We start from the raw sequence: 18,400 nt of genomic DNA, 5'->3' as shown, positions 1-18,400 counted from the left end.
CTGCGCAACGCGACAACTTTCGCGCCGTCGGCCAGGGTCAGTCCACCTGCCACCACGGCTGCGGCGATCTCGCCTTGCGAATGGCCCAGCACTGCAGCCGGTTGCACCCCGAACGAACGCCACACCGCCGCCAGCGACACCATCACCGAAAACAACACCGGCTGAACGATATCCACCCGATCCAGCGGTGCCGACGAACGGAGCACATCCACCAGCGACCACTGCACCCACGGCGCCAATGCCGCCTCGCACTCGGCCATCCGCGCCGCGAACACCGCCGACTCCGCCAGCAGCTCCCGCGCCATGCCCACCCACTGCGACCCCTGCCCCGGAAAAACGAACACCGTTCGACCGGAGTGGATCGCGCCGCCGCGAACCAGACCGACTGCATCGTCACCGTCCTCGAGTGCACGCAGTCCTGCGAGCAGCTCGTCTCGGCTCTCGGCGATCACGACAGCGCGATGCTCGAAGGTAGTGCGCGTGGTGGCGAGGGAGTGTGCCAGATCGTGCGGGTGCACTGTGTCGTCGTGAACCAGCGGCACGAGGCGGCGGGCCTGCTCACGCAGTGCCTGCGGGGTCCGGGCCGACAACACGAGCGGGACCGGGCCGGTCGGTGTGGTGAGGCGGTCGGTGTCGGAGGTGTCGGAGGTGTCGGTGTCGGCCGTGTCGGTGTCGGCCGTGTCGGTGTCGGCCGTGTCGGTGTCGGGTTCCTCGAGCACGAGGTGTGCGTTGGTTCCACTGATCCCGAACGACGACACCGCCGCCCGGCGCGGCCGGTGACCCCGCGGCCACTGCACCGGCTCGGTCAGTAGGCGAACAGCCCCGGACTCCCAATCCACAAACGGTGAGGGCTCATCCACGTGAAGCGTTCGCGGCAACACATCGTGGCGCATCGCCTGCACCATTTTGATCCCACCCGCCACACCCGCAGCTGCCTGGGTATGCCCGATATTCGACTTCAACGACCCCAACCACAACGGTGGTCCCTCGGGCCGGTCTCGACCATAGGTCGCCAGCAGGGCGTGCGCCTCGATCGGATCACCCAGCGTGGTGCCGGTTCCGTGCGCCTCGACAGCATCCACATCCGCAGTGGTCAATCCCGCATCGGCCAACGCCGCCCGGATCACCCGCTGCTGCGACGGACCGTTCGGCGCAGTCAAACCATTCGACGCACCGTCCTGGTTGACCGCCGAACCGCGCAACACCGCCAGCACCTGATGCCCGTTGGCCGCCGCATCCGACACTCGCTCCAGCAGGAGGAGTGCGGCGCCCTCACCCCAACTGGTGCCGTCGGCCGCAGCGGCGAACGCCTTGCACCGACCGTCGGGCGCCAACGCACGCTGGCGGCTGAAGTCGATGAAGACCGTCGGCCGGGCCATCAGGGTGGCGCCACCGGCCAAGGCGAGATCGCACTCCCCGCGTCGCAGCGCCTGCGCCGCCAGATGCACCGCAACCAGCGACGACGAACACGCCGTATCCACCGTCAGCGCCGGGCCTTCCAACCCGAGCACGAACGACACCCGCCCCGACATCACGCTGGCCGCACTGCCGATCAGCCGCTGGCCGTCGATGGCCGACAGCCCGTCGGGATGTACGAGGCCTTGGTCGTAGAACAGACTTCCGGCGTAGACGCCGGTGCGTGAACCCCGCAACGACGTCGGATCGATACCCGCGTGCTCGATCGCCTCCCACGCTGTCTCCAACAACACCCGCTGCTGCGGATCCATCGCCAAGGCCTCACGCGGCGAAATACCGAAGAACTCCGCATCGAACTCCGCCGCGTCATGGAGAAACCCACCCGCACGCACATACGACCGACCCACCCGATCCGGATCGGGATCGAACAACCCCGCCACGTCCCACCCACGATCGAGCGGGAACCCCGACACCCCATCCCCACCCGAAACCACCAGATCCCACAACTCATCCGGCGAGGACACCCCACCCGGCAACCGACACCCCATCCCCACGATCGCAATCGGCTCCCGCACCGCCGCCACCTGCCGCCGCAGCCGCATCGTCTCCTTCACCGCGCTGCGAAGAGCGCCCACCAACTCCTCGACCGACCCCGACCCCATCTGCGAATCCATCACGACTCAGCTCCTTCGTGCGCCAGCGAAATCAGATCCGCGATCCCCAACCCATCGACCACGGCCTCATCCGCCACAGACTCGGCGGTATATCTGCTCGCTCCGGGGGTATCGGTATCGACTCCGCCACTGTCGGTGTCGATTTCGCGGCCTCGGGTGTCGACCAGCACGCCGAGCAGATACGAGACGACCGCGATGGGGCTCGGATGGTCGAACACAACAGTGGAAGGCAGTCTCGAACCGGTCGCCTGGCCGAGGCGGTTGCGCAGCTCGATCGCGATCAGCGAGTCGAACCCGAGTTCCTTGAATGCTCGACGCAGGTCGATGGACTCTGGGCGCGGCTGACCCAACACGGCCGCGACCTCCGCGCGCACGAGGTCGGTCACCAGTCGTTCGCGGTCCTCGATCAGCGGCAGCATGGCGAGCCGTTGCCGCAGATCGGTCGGGGCGGCGGGTCCGACCGCGATGGAGCCCATGGGCCGAACCAAGCCCCGCCACAACGGGGGCGGCTGCGCCCCACCGCGGCGCACAGCGGCCAGGTCCGCATGCATGGGTACGACGTTGGCGCGGCCGCTGGCGAGGGCAGCGTCGAACAACGCCAGTGCCTGATCTGCCGCCATCGGGACCAAGCCACCGGACGCCATCCGCCGCCGGTCCACGGCCGACAATTCACCTGTCATCCCGCTTTCCGCAGCCCACAACCCCCACGCCATCGACACCGCAGGCAATCCGGATGTGCGCCGCAACACCGCCAAGCCGTCCAGGAAGGAGTTCGCGGCTGCGTAGTTGCCCTGGCCTGGACCGCCCAGCACGCTCATCACCGAGGAAAAGAGCACGAATGCAGACAATTTCGTCGCGGTGGTCAGCTCGTGCAAATGCCACGCCGACACCGCCTTCGCTTCGAAGACCTCATCGAGGTCGTGAGCCGACATTCCCGTGAGCGTCACGTCCCGGAGCACGCCTGCGGCATGCACCACTGCCGACAACGACGGCATCTCGGCCAATGCGGCCGCCAGCGCCGCCCGGTCCGAGACGTCACACGCCACCACATCGACCCGTGTGCCCAGCGCCGCCAACTCCCGCACCAGATCCGCAACGCCGGACGCGGACGGTCCGCGGCGGGACATCAAGACCAGATGCCGGACACCGTGGCGCCGCACCGCATGCCGCGCCAGCAGCCCGCCCAATGTCCCGGTGCCACCGGTGATCAGCACTGCACCGTCGCCCAGTGCGGGCACAGCCGAATCCGCACTGGCAGCAATGCGACCCAATCGGGCAACCGACACCTGCCCGGACCGCACCAGTAGCTGATCCTCGACGACCGGCAGCCTGAGCCGACCCGACTCGTCCAGCAACCCCGGCAGGTCGGCGGACCCGGCATCGCCGTCGTCGACCAACACGAACTGCCGCGGAAACTCCACCTGAGCCGAGCGCACCAGACCCCACACCGCAGAGCCTGCGACATCCGACACTGTCGGCCCCACCGCGCCTGCGGTAACCACCACCAGCCGGGATTCGTCGAAACCTTCGGTATTCACCCACCACTGCAGAACATCCAGCACCTGCCCAACCGCGGCGCGGGCGGCTTCGGCCGAGCCCATGCCACTGCCGATAGCGCGAGTGTCGAGCAGGACCGCACCGCCGGTCACCTCCGGGGTGAGCTCACCGGCCCATTCCACCCAGGGCATCGGTGTAGCTGCACCCGGTTCCAGTGGGACCCACTGCACTTCGTAGAGACCGTTGTCGCCGCCGGCCAACTGCCCGGGCACGATGGGACGCATGGTCAAGGTGTCGATCGTCAGGACGGGTTCGCCGTACCGATCGGTGACAGTCACCGCGACGACAGCGTCGGCCACAAGTCGTATCCGCGCGCGTAACGCGGATCCACCCATCGCATAGCGCCGGACGCCTGCCCACGCGAACGGCAAGATAGTCCTGTCGTCCGTGCCCTCGGCCACCAGCACGGCTTGGACAACAGCATCCAGCAGCGCTGGATGCACCCCGTGATACTCGCCTACCGTCGTCGCGCCCGTCGGCAGCTCGACCTCGATGGACAGTTCGCCACCGCGCCGCCATACCGCGCGCAGTCCCTGGAACACTGGACCGTAGTCGTATCCGCGCTCGGACACCGTGGTGTAGAAATCGTCGACGGCGACCGCCGCGGCGCCGATCGGCGGCCAAGATGCCGATTCGGTGTCCGGCCGTGCCCGGTCGTCGGCGCCCAGCATTCCGCTGGCGTTCGGAGTCCAATCGATGACGAACCGGCCCTCTGCGAGGCGAGAGAAGATGCCCACCTGCCGACGGTCGTCGACCGGGTCACCGATCACCACCTCGATATCGACCGCTCCCACGGCGGGCAGAACCAGTGGCGCGTGCAGAATCAGTTCCTCGACCAGGTCGCACCCGACCTCCCGGCCGGCACGCAGGGCGAGTTCGACCAAGGCGGTGCCCGGTACGAGCACGGTGCCGTCGATCATGTGGTCGACAAGCCATGGGTGCGTCTCCTGCGACAGGCGACCGGTCAGCACGACCCCCGCCTCGTTTCCAGCAATATCGACCGCCGCGGACAACAGCGGATGCGCGGCGGGGCGCACACCGGTCGAGAACACATCCGTCACGCCGGTAGCAGTCGGAGTTCGGGCTTCGAGCCAAAACCTTTGTTGCTGGAAGGGATAGGTCGGCAAGTCGACGAGGCGTCCACCCGACCTCGCGAGGACACCGGGCCAGTCGACCGAGGCGCCGTGCACGTACGCGGCGGCAAGGCTGGAGAGCAAACGCTCGCGATCGTCCGAGCCGCGGGTCAGCGTCGCAGTCGTCGCGACCTGTATGCGGAGTTCGTCCGCGGTCTCCTCGATCGCAGTGATCAGGACCGGGTGCGGGCTGACCTCGATGAACAGCTGATGCCCGCCGGTGAGCAGCGCGTGCACGGCGGCTTCGAATCGCACTGTGTCACACAGATTTCTACCCCAGTGATCTGCGTCGATCTCGTGGGCGTCGACAGCGGCTCCCGTAACGGTGGAGAAGAATGGCACCGTCGCCTCCCGTGGGCAGATCGACCCGACCGCCTGGGCAAGCTCGTCGGCCACGGTCTTCATCTGCACGGAGTGGAAGGCGAAGTCCGACGCGCTCTCCCGAGTACGGATGCCCTCGGCAGCGCACGCCCGGGTGAACTGGGCAAGCTCGGCCGGATCACCCGCGACGACAACCGAAGCGGGCGAGTTCACCGCGGCGATATCGAGCCCTGCGGTGAGCCGCTCGCTCGCCTCCTCGAGCCCCAGGGCAGCCCAGACCATCGCGCCCTGGCCGGCCAACCCGGACGCGGCCAGCACGCGGCCGCGGGCTGTGATCAGCTGGGCAGCGTCGTCCAGTGAGAGCACGCCGGCCACACAGGCTGCGGCGATCTCCCCCCGAGAGTGCCCGATCACCGCAGCAGGCTTCACGCCATGGAACTCCCACATCGCGGCCAGCGACACACTCACTGCGAACAGTACGGGTTGGCCGACGTCGACCCGCTCCAGTGACGGCGCACCGTCCTCGCCGCGGATCACCGCCAGCATCGACCAGTCCGTGTAGGGCGCGAGAGCTGTCTCGCATTCGGCCATACGGGCTGCGAAGGCGGGCGAGATTCGCAGCAGCTCGCCGGCCATCCCCGTCCACTGCGACCCCTCGCCGGAGAAGACGAACACCGGGCTGGTCGACAACGCCCGACCGCGTACGGCGCCCGTGATCGACCGGCCTTCGGATAGCGCGCGCAGGCCGTCGAGGAGTTCGTCCCGATTGCAGCCGAGCACCACGCAGCGGTGCGGGAGATCGGCTCGAGTAGTAGCCAGCGACCAGCCGACATCCACCGGATCCCGATCGGCGGCGACATCCACCAGACGTCGGATCAGCGCCGACAGTGCGGACTCGTTCCCAGCCGACACCACCCACGGCACCGGATGGTCATCGACGGACCGGCGCGGCGGTGCGGGGACCTCGCTGCGACTACCGGGGGATTCGAGGATGACATGCGCGTTGGTGCCACTGATCCCGAACGACGACACCCCGGCCCGGCGCGGACTCCCCGTCTGCGGCCATGCTGTCGACTGCGCCAGCAATCGCACTGCACCCGCCGACCAATCCACATGGCGCGACGGCTGATCGGCGTGCAGTGTGCGGGGCAGCACGCCGTGGCGCATCGCCTGCACCATTTTGATCCCACCCGCCACACCCGCAGCTGCCTGGGTATGCCCGATATTCGACTTCAACGACCCCAACCACAATGGTCGTCCCTCGGGCCGGTCTCGACCATAGGTCGCCAGCAGGGCGTGCGCCTCGATCGGGTCACCCAGCTCGGTGCCGGTTCCGTGCGCCTCGACAGCGTCCACATCGGCAGTGGTCAATCCCGCATCGGCCAATGCCGCCCGGATCACCCGCTGCTGTGCCGCACCGTTCGGTGCAGTCAAACCATTCGACGCACCGTCCTGGTTGACCGCCGAGCCGGCCACCACCGCCAATACGCGGCGACCTGCATGCCGCGCCGCCGACAATCGCTGCACCGCAAGCAATCCCACCCCTTCCGACCAGCCCGTCCCGTCGGCGCCATCGGAGAAGGACTTGCAACGTCCGTCGCGCGCCAACCCTTGTTGACGCGTGAACTCGATGAACATGCCGGGCGTGGACATGACAGTGACGCCACCGGCCAGCGCAAGTGAACACTCCCCGCTGCGCAATGCTTGCACCGCAAGATGCAATGCCACCAACGATGACGAACACGCCGTATCCACCGTCATCGCCGGGCCCGCCAAACCCAACGCATACGCAATACGCCCGGACATGACGCTGGCGGTCGAGCCGGTCAACCTCAGGCCATCAGTGCCTTCGACCGGCTCGTGCAACCGCGGCCCGTACTCCATGGCAGTTCCGCCCACGTACACCCCGACCGGTTCGCCGCACAATCGATCTGGGCGAATTCCGGCGTGTTCCAATGCTTCCCACGCTGTTTCGAGCAGCAGCCGCTGCTGCGGGTCCATAGCAGTGGCCTCACGGGGACTGACATGGAAGAAGTCGGCATCGAAATCCGCGACGTTGTCGAGGAATCCGCCGCACCGCACAGGGCTGCCGATCCGGTCGGATTCGTCCAGTGCGCCCAGGTCCCAGCCGCGATCGGCAGGGAAGTCACCGATGGCGTCCACGCCGTCGACAACCGCCTGCCACAGCTGCTGCGGTGAGGTGATGCCGCGCGGGAACCGGCAGGCCATGCCGACGATGACGACAGGATCGTCTTCGTCGAGGTCCGCGACCTCGGGCGCGATGTCGCCGGTGAACCCGGCGGTCGACGTCTGCGGCGCGATCGCGGTCTGTGACGTGGCGGCCTTGTTCAGCTTGCGACGCAAGCCGGAAATCAGGGCATCCGGGGTCGGGTAGTCGAAGGTCAGCGTGCTGGACAGACGTACGCCCGTCCGGCGGAAGAGTATTTCGCTCAGCTCGACACCCGTCTGGGAGTCCAAGCCGAGGTCCTTGAAAGTCCTGGCGGTCGAGATGGCGCCGGCGTCGTCGTGACCGAGTACCCGCGCCACCTGCGACCGGACCAGCACTGCAATATCCGGTACAGACCGAGGCCCGCGCTCGTCGGTAGTCGACGTGGGCATTGCTAGCACGGGTTCGTCCCACACTCCCGGCTGCTGGTCGGGCATGACTGACGCCGCGGGGAGCCAGTGTCGACGACGTTGGAAGGCGTAGGTCGGCAGGTCGACCAGGCGCGCACCGGAGCCCCCGAAGACCGAGTCCGCGTCGATCGGCATGCCGTTGACATACGACGAGGCGATTGCCATCAGGATGTCGTCGGAATCGCAGTCGTTTCTGCCGGGACTATTTGTGACACAACAGTTCTCGACTCGAGCTACACCCTCGACCAGACAGGCGTCCGCCCGGCGCTCCGCCAAGGCCGCCAGTCCCTCGAGCAGCGTTTCACGGTCGCGCCCGACGACCACGGCACGGTGCTCGAAGGCGGTTCTGGCGCTGAGCAGTGTCCAGCCGACATCGGCCGCGGTGAGCGCGGGACGGGCTGTCACGTACGTGTGCAGTCGGGAGGCCTGGCCTCGGAGCGCCTCGGCACTGCGTGCGGACAATGGCCACAGGACCGAGTCGGAGGCTCCGCCTGCCGTCGGCTCGGTGTGCCCCGCTGCGGTTCTGGTGTCCCGCGGGGATTCCTCCACAATCAGGTGCACATTGGTGCCGCCGAGCCCGAAGGCGCTCACCCCGGCGCGGCGAGTGTCGCCACCGGCCGGCCACGATTCCAGCTCCCGCTGTACCCGCAGGTTGAGCCGGTCCAGTGGGATGGCCGGATTCGGGGTGCAGTAGTTGAGACTGGCGGGCAGTGCCTCGTTTTCCAGCGCCAGTATCACTTTGAGCAGCCCGGCCACCCCGGCAGCGGCTTCGAGGTGACCGATGTTGGTCTTGACCGATCCGACTCGAAGCGGCCGGTCGGCCGGTCGATGGGTGCCGATCGCTGCCCCGAGGGCAGCTGCCTCCACTGGGTCACCGACCGCAGTTCCGGTCCCGTGCAGTTCTACGTAGTGAACATCCTTTACGGCGACGCCTGCGCGCCGATACGCGAGTTCGATGACCTCCTGCTGGACATCTGCCTCCGGAATGGTGAGCCCGGCCGCGGCCGCACCGTTGTTGACCGCGCCGCCGCGGATCACGCACCGCACGCGATCCCCGTCGGCCTGTGCCTGGTCGAGGGTCTTGAGTAGTACGAGCGCACCACCCTCCCCGCGGACGTACCCATTGGCCCGTTCATCGAAGGTGTAGCTGCGCCCGTCCGGGGACAATGCCCCAGCGGTAGCCAGGGCCAGCGCGGTGTCCATCGCGAGGTTGAGGTTGACGCCGCCGGCCAGCGCCGAGGTGCATTCGCCGGATCGCAGGCTCTCGCACGCCCGGTGGATTGCGGCCAGGGCGGATGACTGGCCGGTGTCGATGATTTGACTGGGCCCACGCGCGCCGAGCAGATAGGACAATCGGTTTGCAATCATGCTGCGCAGGGTGCCGACGGTCGTGTGGGTGTCGATGCCGATCGAACCGAGCCGGCTGCGGAGCATGGCGTAGTCGTCGAGTGCCGCACCGATGAACACTCCCACCCGGCTGCCGGACAACGAGGCCGGGATGATCCCGGCGTGTTCCGCAGCCTCCCAGCCCAATTCGAGCGCAAGTCGTTGCTGCGGATCCATCGCGGCGGCTTCGCGCGGTGGAATTCCGAAGAAGTCGGCATCGAACAGCGCAGGATCGTCGAGGAATGCTCCCCAGCGCGCCGAGTGCCCCTCCTTCGGCCCCGTGGCGGTGGCGGGGTCCCAACGGTCGTCCGGGACCTCGGTGACCGCATTCCGGCCCGCGGCCAGCAGTCGCCAGAACTCCATAGGGTCATCGGCTCCGGGAAGCCGGCATGCGTATCCGATAACAGCGATGGGGATGACCGAATTCATGTACCGCCTCGAATTCCCGGCGATGCCGAGATGGACTTTGCTTTTGCTTCCACAAAGATGATCGACTGCTTCCGAGTTCTGGAAATACGATTGTCGCGGGTCCGGATATCGTCTCGATAGCGTCCGCCGAGATTGCATGTCGCGGCTTTGTAGCACAATCCGCCGATGAATGCCCTGACACTGGTGTATAGAATTGACGAACGGCGTTCGACCTGGCCTTTCGATCAATATTGGAGCTACACCAGAGCTACCTGTGATAATCGAGAACATATAAACGCAGGTCACGATCAGCTCATTGTCGGGCCGACGAATTCGAACACGAGTTACGCAGCGGGAGAAAATGCAATGACCTTGGGTTATATGTTCGGCGGCGGAGTCGGCAGCGAGCCGCGCGGCGTCGAGTTGCACCAGACCAACGCCGGAGTTCAGCACCTTTACCGTCAGGTTGCGGAATGGACGGAACTGACGGTGGGTCAGATCTTGGAGGAGGATCTCCCCGAGGCGCCGGAAACACGGCAGAGCATCGGCACCATCCGAGAATCGGCACATGCCATCGCGGTGCACGACGTGCTCGCCGAACACGGACTGCGTCCGAGCGCGTTGGGTGGCCTCAGCCTCGGTGGCATGTCGGCTGCCTGCTTGGCCGGGGCGATCAGCCGCCGGGCGCTGTTCGAGATGCTGGCCCACGCCCGCAACACCCCGGACCAGCCGCACGGCACGCCCGAGCAAGGACTCGCCCTGGCCTTCGAACCGGTCGGCGACAATTCGGGCCGCTACCGCGGTGCGGGGCGGCCCGGCGTATACCTGGCCGGGCAGTTCGGCCCGACCGCCGACGGACAGACCCGCATTCTGATGCTCTCCGGCGAGCGCGCGGCACTGGACGACCTGGGCACCGAGCTACCCGCGGACACCGTGGTCCAGCTACCCGGCCGCGCGATGGCCATCCACTCGCCGCTGCGTAGCCATTTCCGTGCGTTCATGGCGCCGTACATCGATGCCATGCCGTTCACCGATCCGGGGCCGCCGCTGCTGTCCTGCCTGGACAACAAGGTGCTGACGACTGCAGCGGATGTCCGGGACACCTTCCACCGCAACCCCACCGACCCGATCAATCTGATGTACATCTACGAGGCGATGAAGGACGAGGGTGTACGCCTCGGACTCGTCGTGGGCGGCTCCATTCCCGATGGGGTACTGCGGTTCCCGTTCTCCGTCCTGCACGTCGACCGTCCCGAACATATCGAGCAGGTGCTGACCATGGTCTTCGAGCTCGGTATCGAAGTGTTCCCCACGCGAGCGATGCGATGACCAGCACCTTCAATCCCCGTGCCACCGAATGTGATGCCCTGATCCGGGGCTGGCTCGACGCCGACCTCGACGAGTGGACCCGCGTTGTGATACGGCGGACGTTCGACCAGGAGACCGGCGCACCCTACTGGTTGCGCCGCACGGACGAGCTGGATTTCGATCCCCGCGACATCACACGCTACGAACAGCTCACCGCCTTCGGTCCCTTCCCGCTCGACACCTTGCGGTCAATGAACCCTGCCGAGCTCGTGCCCCTGGCGGTACCCCGTCCGATCACCGGTCGCGTGTGGGACAGCGGCGGCACCACGGGTACGCCTTGCCGGGTTTACTACACCCCCGATATGCTGCTACACCGCGGAGCTTGGCGCCGATGGTCCTTCGTCACTGAAGGTTTCGAGCCGCACCGCACCTGGCTGCAAGCCACCCCGACCGGTCCGCACCTGATCGGAAACGGCGCCTGGGAAGCGAGTGAACTCCACGCCGGGCTGGTCTACTCCATCGACATGGACCCGCGGTGGGTGAAGCGGCTCATTCGGGAAGGCCGCTTGGCCGAAGCCAACGAGTACAGCATCCATTTGGTCGACCAGATCGCCGATGTTCTGCAACACGGCCGCATCGACTACATCAACACCACTCCCGCTCTCCTGCAGGTGCTCGCGCGTCGCTATCCGGATCTGGTGTCGGCTCTGCGCGGCGCCCGGCTGAGCGGCACCCAGGTCGGCCCCGACATGTACCGAGATCTGGTCGCCGCGTTGGACGGCGGCATCTGCGGTCGCAGCTACGGCAACACCTTCGGCAACGGCGCCGGACTCCCCGCCGAGCAAGACGGCGAAATCCTTCCGTACGCCCCCAACTATCCCCAAGTCACCATGGCTGTTGTCGACCGAAACGACTGGTCGACGACCACTCCCTACGGCGCAACCGGCCAGGTCCGCCTCACGGTCCTGCACGAAGACCTGTTCCTGCCCAACGTCCTCGAACGTGACCAAGCTCTCCGCTTCGATACCGGATGCGACTGGCCCTCCGACGGAGTTGCCAATGTCCGGCCCCTGCAAATCACTACCACGGCGCCGGAAGGCCTCTACTGAAACACGTGAATACGCCTCCGAACTGCTTGGGGTGGAACCGTCAGGTGATTGCAGCCGTTGGATACCCACTGCCGGAGCTCGTACTCCTGAGCAACGGCACACGTGCCTTGCAAAGCTTTCGGCGGTGCACCGGGGCGAGGACGCGCACTCCAGAACAACCGGTGATTGAGCTCAGTTCAAAACCATCGGCGCCACGCCAATGCGATATGTTGAAGCTACACAGAAGCTTCTGACAAAGCACCTGTGGCGAATTCCGTTGGCGGCGCGCCAACGCCTACAACGTATTGATCAAAGCCAGCGGTCGATGACTTCGTCCTTGTACCGAGTGTGATCGAAGCCGTCGAAGGTCGAGGGCCATCAGCGGCTGTCCTGTCTCGCGTTTCTCCATGTTCGATCCGTGTATCAGGATGTGCGCACTACGCGAAATACGAGCGGAGAATGTCCCAGCCCTGTTGCCACTCACCAAGGTCCGAGCCGAGGTTGATGTGACCCCTCCGGCCAACGTTCACCAGTTCAGCCCCAATTGTTCGGCGACCGCTGTGGCAATTAGGGTCGAGCGATGTCCCCAAGTTCCAGGCGGGCCTATCGGACCGGGCTCTCGCGTGAATTGATCATCGACGCCGCGCAGGCACTCACCGCGGAGCGTGGTCTCGACGGGTGGAGTATGCGCGACCTCGCCGCACGTCTCGACACCTCGTTGTCGGTGATCTACCACCATGTCGGCGACCGAGATGCGGTGTGCGCCGCGGTAGTCGACCGAGTCTACGCCGAGATGGATATACAGCTGGACACCACGAATTGGCGACGACTGCTATATGGCGTGCTGTCGTCGATGATCTCTCACCTGTTCCGGTATCCGGGTGTCGCCACATGGTTGTTGCGCAACGGCCCACAGACCGAAGCGCTGTTGCCTACAGTGGACGTGGGCGTCACACTGATGCTCGAAGCCGGCTGGGGTGAGGAATCTGCCGCTGCGTATTCGGTGGCCTTCAACACCTGTCTCGGCCTGATCGCACTCGGTGACCAGCAGGTCGCCGGAGCCGACCTCGGATTGTCCGGGTTGCTCACCGTGCTCGATTCGGATCCGTCGGACGCGCCGGGTGCCCGGCAGATGCAGCAACTGGTCGAGCAGTTCACTAACGACACCGAACGCGATGCCACGTGGAAGAACTACTGCCTGTACGCACTCGATCGCGTCCTGGACGGACTACAGGTGCGACTCGACCAGCTGACGAGCGGACCGATCACTGCGCGGTAGCGAATGAGGCCGAGCGAAAGGGTTCACGGCTCCTTGACCGGGACAGCTGTCTCGACGACGACCTCGGTCTCCCCATCCGGGGCATCCGACGCCACGTATGTGGGATCGAATCGATAGCGGACAGTGATCGGAACGAACAGCGCGATCAGGATTGCCGCGAAAACGACCAAGGCACCGCCACCAGAGACAGCGACGGTGGTGCCGACGAGGGCGGCGGTAATACCGTGCGAGAAGTCGCCGAGGCGTTGGCCACCCGCAACCGCGATATTGAATACGCCCTGCAGGCGACCACGCACATCGTCGGTGGCGATCTGCTGAATCATGGTGGAACGGAAGACAACCGAGATCAGGTCGCCCACACCGGCGAGGGAGAGGAAGAAGATCGCGAGGATCAGGCCGCCGCTGTCGAGCAGGGCGCTCAGCCCGAACCCGATGATGCCCGAGCCCCAGATCAGAACACCGACGACTACAGCCACACCATGTCTGCGAACCCTCGGCACCCAACCGGAGAACACGCCGCCGAGCAACGAGCCGATCGCCATCGCCGCGAACAGCACGCCGACGATCATCTCTCCGTCATCGCTGCCCGCCGCGAAATTCTTCTCCGCCATCGCTGGGAACAGCGCACGTGGAAGACCAGCCACCATCGCGACCATATCTATCACGAACATTGCCGTGATCAGCCGCTGGGACGAGAGATATACCAAGCCGAACCAGATCTCCCGCACACCGGAGCTGGTCACCCGACCACTCGGTGGCAGTTGCGGCAAACGGTACGCAGCCCACACCGCGACCAACATCGCACACGAGTCCAATAGATATGCCAGTGCGGGACCGCCGAGTTGGATCAGCACACCGGCCAGTAGGCTGCCGGTGATTCCGCCGATCTGGATAGCGCTCATCTCCAGCGTATTGGCTGCCGCGATGTGCTGCGGCGGAAGTATGGAATTGCTCGACGACGCTCGGCCCCCGTGCTCGCCCGGTAGTCGGTGGGTACGAGCACCAGCTTGTGCCGTGCTGCGGCCGACCGCTCCCAGGCAGCCGCCACATCGGCCAGGGGAACAAGTTCGTAGTCGACGGTCAGGTCTCCCCGATCGGCCCACACGACCAACTGCCGGTAAGCGCGCATCATCGCTTCCGGCCCGTGGTGCACCGGCATGAATCCTGTAACGGACGCGCCGACGGACCGCAGCAGCTGAGCGGGCAGTGCCGCCGTCGCACCCGCACTCTCGCCCACCTGCACCAGACGCACACCGGGACTACCTGCGGCGAGGGCGGCCACCGCGGACTCACCCCAGGCGTAGTCCACGATTACGTCCACACCGCCGGACGCCTCACGAATCGTTGCCGTGAGCCGCTCGCCCTCGAGCCCTTCGGTCGACACCGTGGCCGACGCGCCGAGTGGCACGGTGGCCGCCAGGGCCGCTTTGTTCCTGCCGACCACGGTGACGCTGCGGGCGCCGAGCATCCGGGCCGCCTGAATCGCCAGTCTGCCGACAACGCCGCTGCCGCCGAGCAGCACCACGCTGTCGCCGGGCCGTAGTTGCGCGGCATCGGTGAGCGGCATCAGTGCCGCCATGCCGCTGTTGCCGAGGGTGGCGGCCATCGGGAAGTCCACACCGCCCGGGATCGGCAACGCGAATCCTGCGGGGACCAGTGTGCACTCGGCCATCGCGCCGAACGGGCTGATCGGGCGCCCGAAGTAGACACGCCGGTTGTCAGTCGTGACGCCAGCCCCTTCGATGCCTGTGACCACCGGGAAGGTCTTCGGGCTGAGGTAGTGCTTGCCTGCAGCGACGGCCCGGTCGATCACGTTGATGGTGGCCGAATGTACCTCGACCAGCACGCCGTCGGGGCACGCGTCCAATTCGGGAACGACGAAATCCCCGAACTCCGGTGCCCCGTACCGATGCAGTACCGCAGCTTTCATCGGACTCTCATTTCGGTGAATATCGATTCAGTGAACTTTGATTCCTACTAGTAGGCTCCTGCGGAATACTGTCAAGGAGTGATCCCCATCGACATCCCGACGAGCCGACCCACGAAGCGACAGCTCCGAGCCCTCCGGACCGCCGCTGATCTCAAGACCGCGGCGCGCGCCGTATTCGCACGTCAGGGCTATCTGAATACGAAGATCACCGATATCACCATGGAAGCGGGACGCGCCGCGGGCTCCTTCTACAACCATTTCGACAGCAAGGAAGAGATCCTGGCTGCCCTCGCCGTCGATATCGGCGCCGACGCCGACGAGATCGCCGGATCTACCCCTCCATCGCCCACGGCGGCGAACGAGCAGTCCATCTATCAGTCCACCCGCATGCACGTCGCGGTGTTCTGGCACACCTATACCGCTCACCGCGACGTCTTCGCCGCGATCGAGCAGGCCACGCTCGCCAATCCAGCCTTCGCTCAACGGATGCGAGCGTTCCGTTCCGAGCAGTTGCAACCCTGGATCGACTGGCTCACCGAGCTGTCCGACCAAGGCGCGAGGCTGCCCGCTGAGCCGGCGGTCACCGCCGCGATGGTCGCGACGACCGCCGAGACGATGATCCAGTTCTGGCGTGGCGATCCCGAGACCGGGATCGACAACCTGACCATATTCATCGCCACGGGACTCAGCGCGGGCTCAGCCCCGAGTTGAGTTCCACCCGCCGCGCGATCCGGTGCCGGATGGCGGCGGTGGGGCGGGTCGATCATCGAGTGGTCGTGGCCGACAAACGAACTCTGCTCCGCGCGTTCTTCACCGGGCGCGTACTCGAACAGCGTGAAGCCGAAGCGGTTGCCGATGTCATCGCCGACAGATCCGACTATCGTCCCGTTCACATCACGAAGAACGGCATGACTTCCGTCCCCGAAGACGAGGGACTGTTCGAGGAAGCCGATACGATCGCCGACCAGCGCCAGCGCGCTCTGTCGGAACCGCTGCTGACCTGGCTGTCGCATCGCACGGGAGAGCAACGGCACACTGCTGTTGACGAGTTTCGTACGCTCCCTGCCTGCTGCCCGACGCAGCGCGCGGTCCGGCTTCACCTCCCGCCTACTCGACCGTGACCGTGACCGTTGTCGTCCGTGTCGTGGCAGGCAGTTTCGCGGTGTCGACCTTGAGCACCTCCCCCGCGTCTTGCGCACCGCTGGCCAGGATTTTCGCCTGCAGTCCGAACGGTGGTCGGTCACCGGTGGCTGCGTCGATTCCGAAATCGCTGTCGTTGGCGATGTAGAGGGTCTTGCCGCCGTCAGGAGTGGCAATGCCTTCGATCTTGTCGTGGCCGAAGAATTCGCCGTCGGCGTTCAGATCACCCAGCAGCCCGCTGAGGTCGAGTCGAGACTCCTTGGCGACAGGGGTGATGCCGGCTTTCTGCAGCGTGGCGACACCGTCGGAGGTGGGAACGGCACCGACGAGCAGTTCCAACGGCCGACCGTCGACCAGGAGGCCCAGCTCCGGATCGTATTGCGCGCCGACGATCTTCGCCTGTGGGCCGATGTCGGTAGCCTTTGCGAGGTCGATGGTCCATAGTTTCTTCGTGGCCCCGGGCGCCTTGTCGCCGTCACGCTCGATGACGACAAATGTGGTGTCGCTCAATGCCGTGATCTCGGAGACCATGAGCTTTCGCTTCGGATCCTCCAGCGGATACACGAACTCTTGGACCTCCCGAGTGGTCAGATCCACGGCGACGATCCGAGTCATCGGCACCGCACGCGCCGACTCGATACCTGGCATGTTCAACGCGCTTTGCATGATTCCGACCAGAGTGTTGCCGTCCGGGGTGATGGTCAGTCCTTCCATCCCCTGGTTCGGCGTGCGCAGCGCAAGCTCCTTGGGCAGGCCCCGCCCGGGCACCAGGCGCTCCAACTCGGTGCCTTCGGCGTCGAAGTGCACGATGAACGGCCCGTACTCGTCGGATACCCAGAAACTGCCGTCTGACATGGCGACCAGACCTTCGCTGTCGATGCCGTGATCGGTGGGCGGCAGGACGTTCCCGTCGAGATCACGCATGGTCTCACCGGTGACGGCGGAGGTATCGACCAGCCCGTTGAACGGCTGGCCGGCCGGATTCTTCAACGGGATGGTGGTCTCCAACACCGCCTTGGTTCCGTCCAATGTGAATTTGGCGATGGCAGGCGTGAATGTCGGCACCGGCGTCAGCTTTTCTGCCTTGCTCTGGCCTTTCACGTTCGGCCCGCGATCGGTGAGACCGTAGAACTCGTCTGTCGATCCGGGAACCAGTGTGAACGCCGACCCGTATCCGCTGTCCTGCAGACTCACTCCGCCGAACTCGCCCAGTGGCGGTATATCGCTGGTGAACAGTGCGACGGCATCAGTGGTGGTCACAGCGATGGTGTCGGAGCCGGTGTACCCGTCCGCCGGGGTATACACCACGGCACCGTCGGTGCGGCGAGTGATCGTGCCGTGTTCTGGGTCGGATATTGCGACCGCAGCGCTACCACCGGTCGCTTCCAGCAGCTCATCCAACGAGAGCACCAGCGGTCGATCCGCTGCGATGGTGAAGTCGGCCTCCGGACTCGACGACGAGCACGCGGACAGGACAGCGGTCGCGCACACGGCGACCGTGGCGAGTGCACTTCGGGTACTACGGCGATTTCTCACCAAGGATGCGTACCGTTCGAGCGAGACCAATAGTTGACGTCGAGTTGAACAGCGGCCATCCGCCCGCACAAACAGCGGCGCCCTCCACCACCCGGCCGAGCCGGTACGAGCCGACGCGAACGAAGCAAGACTCCCACGTCGGGAATTCCCTCACCGGTAGTGCGGCGCGACGATTGCCCCGAACCGCGGATGCGGTGTGGTACGGAGTGGAAACCGGCTGAAAACGAGCCGCTACAGTCAGTCTACGACTCCCCCGGCATGGCTACTGGCCGGTGTATTCATCGAACTCGGCGGCCTGGTGTTGGGAGCGTGGTCGTCGCTCCTGGCGCCGGACGGCGACGGCCGCGATGTCGGCAGCGTCGACGAAGCCGATACGACCGCTGCGGGTAGCGGTCCAGATGGTGCTGCCTTCACTGATGCTGAGGACCGCCGCCGGGTCGGAGTCACCCAAAGGGCGGTAGTGAGGTAGACACGGTCGACTGCGTCGAGGGCGTCGACGTGGGTGGCAGGGTCATGCCGGTCGAGGCGGACCGACTCCACACCAGGAACCGGGGTAGGGTGACGGCTGGCTGCCCGCGACCGGAAGG

Annotated in this window: 12 protein-coding genes; 5 read left to right on the top strand and 7 right to left on the bottom strand. The window is 65.9% G+C overall.

Translation table 11 applies throughout. The annotated features are described in order from the left end of the window. Together K940_RS0119195 and K940_RS29250 are read right to left on the bottom strand one after the other, a co-directional pair. A partial coding sequence (locus K940_RS0119195; protein WP_155980976.1) for a type I polyketide synthase occupies positions 1-2,090 on the bottom strand: 2,090 nt, incomplete at its 3' end. Next, positions 2,090-9,553 carry a type I polyketide synthase gene (locus tag K940_RS29250; protein ID WP_196812278.1) on the bottom strand — a complete coding sequence of 2,488 codons (7,464 nt, stop codon included), beginning with the start codon at positions 9,551-9,553 and terminating at the stop codon, positions 2,090-2,092. The genes K940_RS0119195 and K940_RS29250, both read right to left, overlap by 1 nt. A gap of 345 nt (positions 9,554-9,898) precedes the next feature. On the opposite strand from K940_RS29250, the gene K940_RS0119185 reads away from it, so the two are divergent. Together K940_RS0119185 and K940_RS0119180 are read left to right on the top strand one after the other, a co-directional pair. Next, positions 9,899-10,861 carry a malonyl transferase gene (locus tag K940_RS0119185; protein ID WP_028478850.1) on the top strand — a complete coding sequence of 321 codons (963 nt, stop codon included), beginning with the start codon at positions 9,899-9,901 and terminating at the stop codon, positions 10,859-10,861. Continuing rightward, on the top strand, positions 10,858-11,949 hold the full coding sequence (locus tag K940_RS0119180; protein WP_028478849.1) for a hypothetical protein: 1,092 nt from the start codon (positions 10,858-10,860) through the stop codon (positions 11,947-11,949). Before K940_RS0119185 ends, K940_RS0119180 begins: the two co-directional genes overlap by 4 nt. A 416-nt stretch (positions 11,950-12,365) precedes the next feature. On the opposite strand, the gene K940_RS34150 is transcribed toward K940_RS0119180, so the two are convergent. Next, entirely contained in the window at positions 12,366-12,518 is a 153-nt protein-coding gene (locus K940_RS34150; protein WP_369797527.1) for an alpha/beta hydrolase, read from the bottom strand. Here K940_RS34150 and K940_RS29245 point away from each other — a divergent pair. After that, positions 12,509-13,207: a TetR/AcrR family transcriptional regulator gene (locus K940_RS29245; protein ID WP_081706485.1), complete on the top strand. Its 699-nt coding sequence runs from the start codon at positions 12,509-12,511 to the stop codon at positions 13,205-13,207. The genes K940_RS34150 and K940_RS29245 overlap by 10 nt on opposite strands. Before the next feature lie 23 nt (positions 13,208-13,230). Here the strand turns inward: K940_RS29245 and K940_RS29240 are convergent, their stop codons facing one another. Together K940_RS29240 and K940_RS29235 are read right to left on the bottom strand one after the other, a co-directional pair. Next, a complete protein-coding gene (locus K940_RS29240) occupies positions 13,231-14,109 on the bottom strand; it encodes an MFS transporter (RefSeq protein ID WP_051407366.1) in 879 nt (292 codons plus the stop codon). Then, on the bottom strand, positions 14,106-15,137 hold the full coding sequence (locus K940_RS29235) for a zinc-binding dehydrogenase (protein ID WP_081706483.1): 1,032 nt from the start codon (positions 15,135-15,137) through the stop codon (positions 14,106-14,108). The genes K940_RS29240 and K940_RS29235 overlap by 4 nt, the downstream gene beginning before the upstream one ends. 78 nt (positions 15,138-15,215) lie before the next feature. Between K940_RS29235 and K940_RS0119160 the strand changes: the two genes are divergently transcribed. Together K940_RS0119160 and K940_RS0119155 are read left to right on the top strand one after the other, a co-directional pair. Beyond that, entirely contained in the window at positions 15,216-15,848 is a 633-nt protein-coding gene (locus K940_RS0119160) for a TetR/AcrR family transcriptional regulator (RefSeq protein WP_051407365.1), read from the top strand. 65 nt (positions 15,849-15,913) lie between these two features. After that, positions 15,914-16,258 carry a hypothetical protein gene (locus K940_RS0119155; RefSeq protein WP_155980974.1) on the top strand — a complete coding sequence of 115 codons (345 nt, stop codon included), beginning with the start codon at positions 15,914-15,916 and terminating at the stop codon, positions 16,256-16,258. Here K940_RS0119155 and K940_RS0119150 read toward each other — a convergent pair. Continuing rightward, positions 16,245-17,813, bottom strand: coding sequence for an esterase-like activity of phytase family protein (locus K940_RS0119150; protein ID WP_028478846.1), 1,569 nt, complete (start codon positions 17,811-17,813; stop codon positions 16,245-16,247). The two genes, K940_RS0119155 and K940_RS0119150, sit on opposite strands and share 14 nt — an antisense overlap. 262 nt (positions 17,814-18,075) lie before the next feature. Further along, complete coding sequence (locus K940_RS0119145) at positions 18,076-18,264, bottom strand: hypothetical protein (RefSeq protein WP_028478845.1); 189 nt, start codon at positions 18,262-18,264, stop codon at positions 18,076-18,078. Positions 18,265-18,400 lie beyond the last annotated feature (136 nt).

The sequence above is a fragment of the Nocardia sp. CNY236 genome (assembly GCF_000482385.1).
GTDB lineage: Bacteria > Actinomycetota > Actinomycetes > Mycobacteriales > Mycobacteriaceae > Nocardia.
The sequence above is the reverse complement of the archived record's forward strand: the minus strand, read 5'-3'. Positions and strand labels throughout refer to the sequence as shown.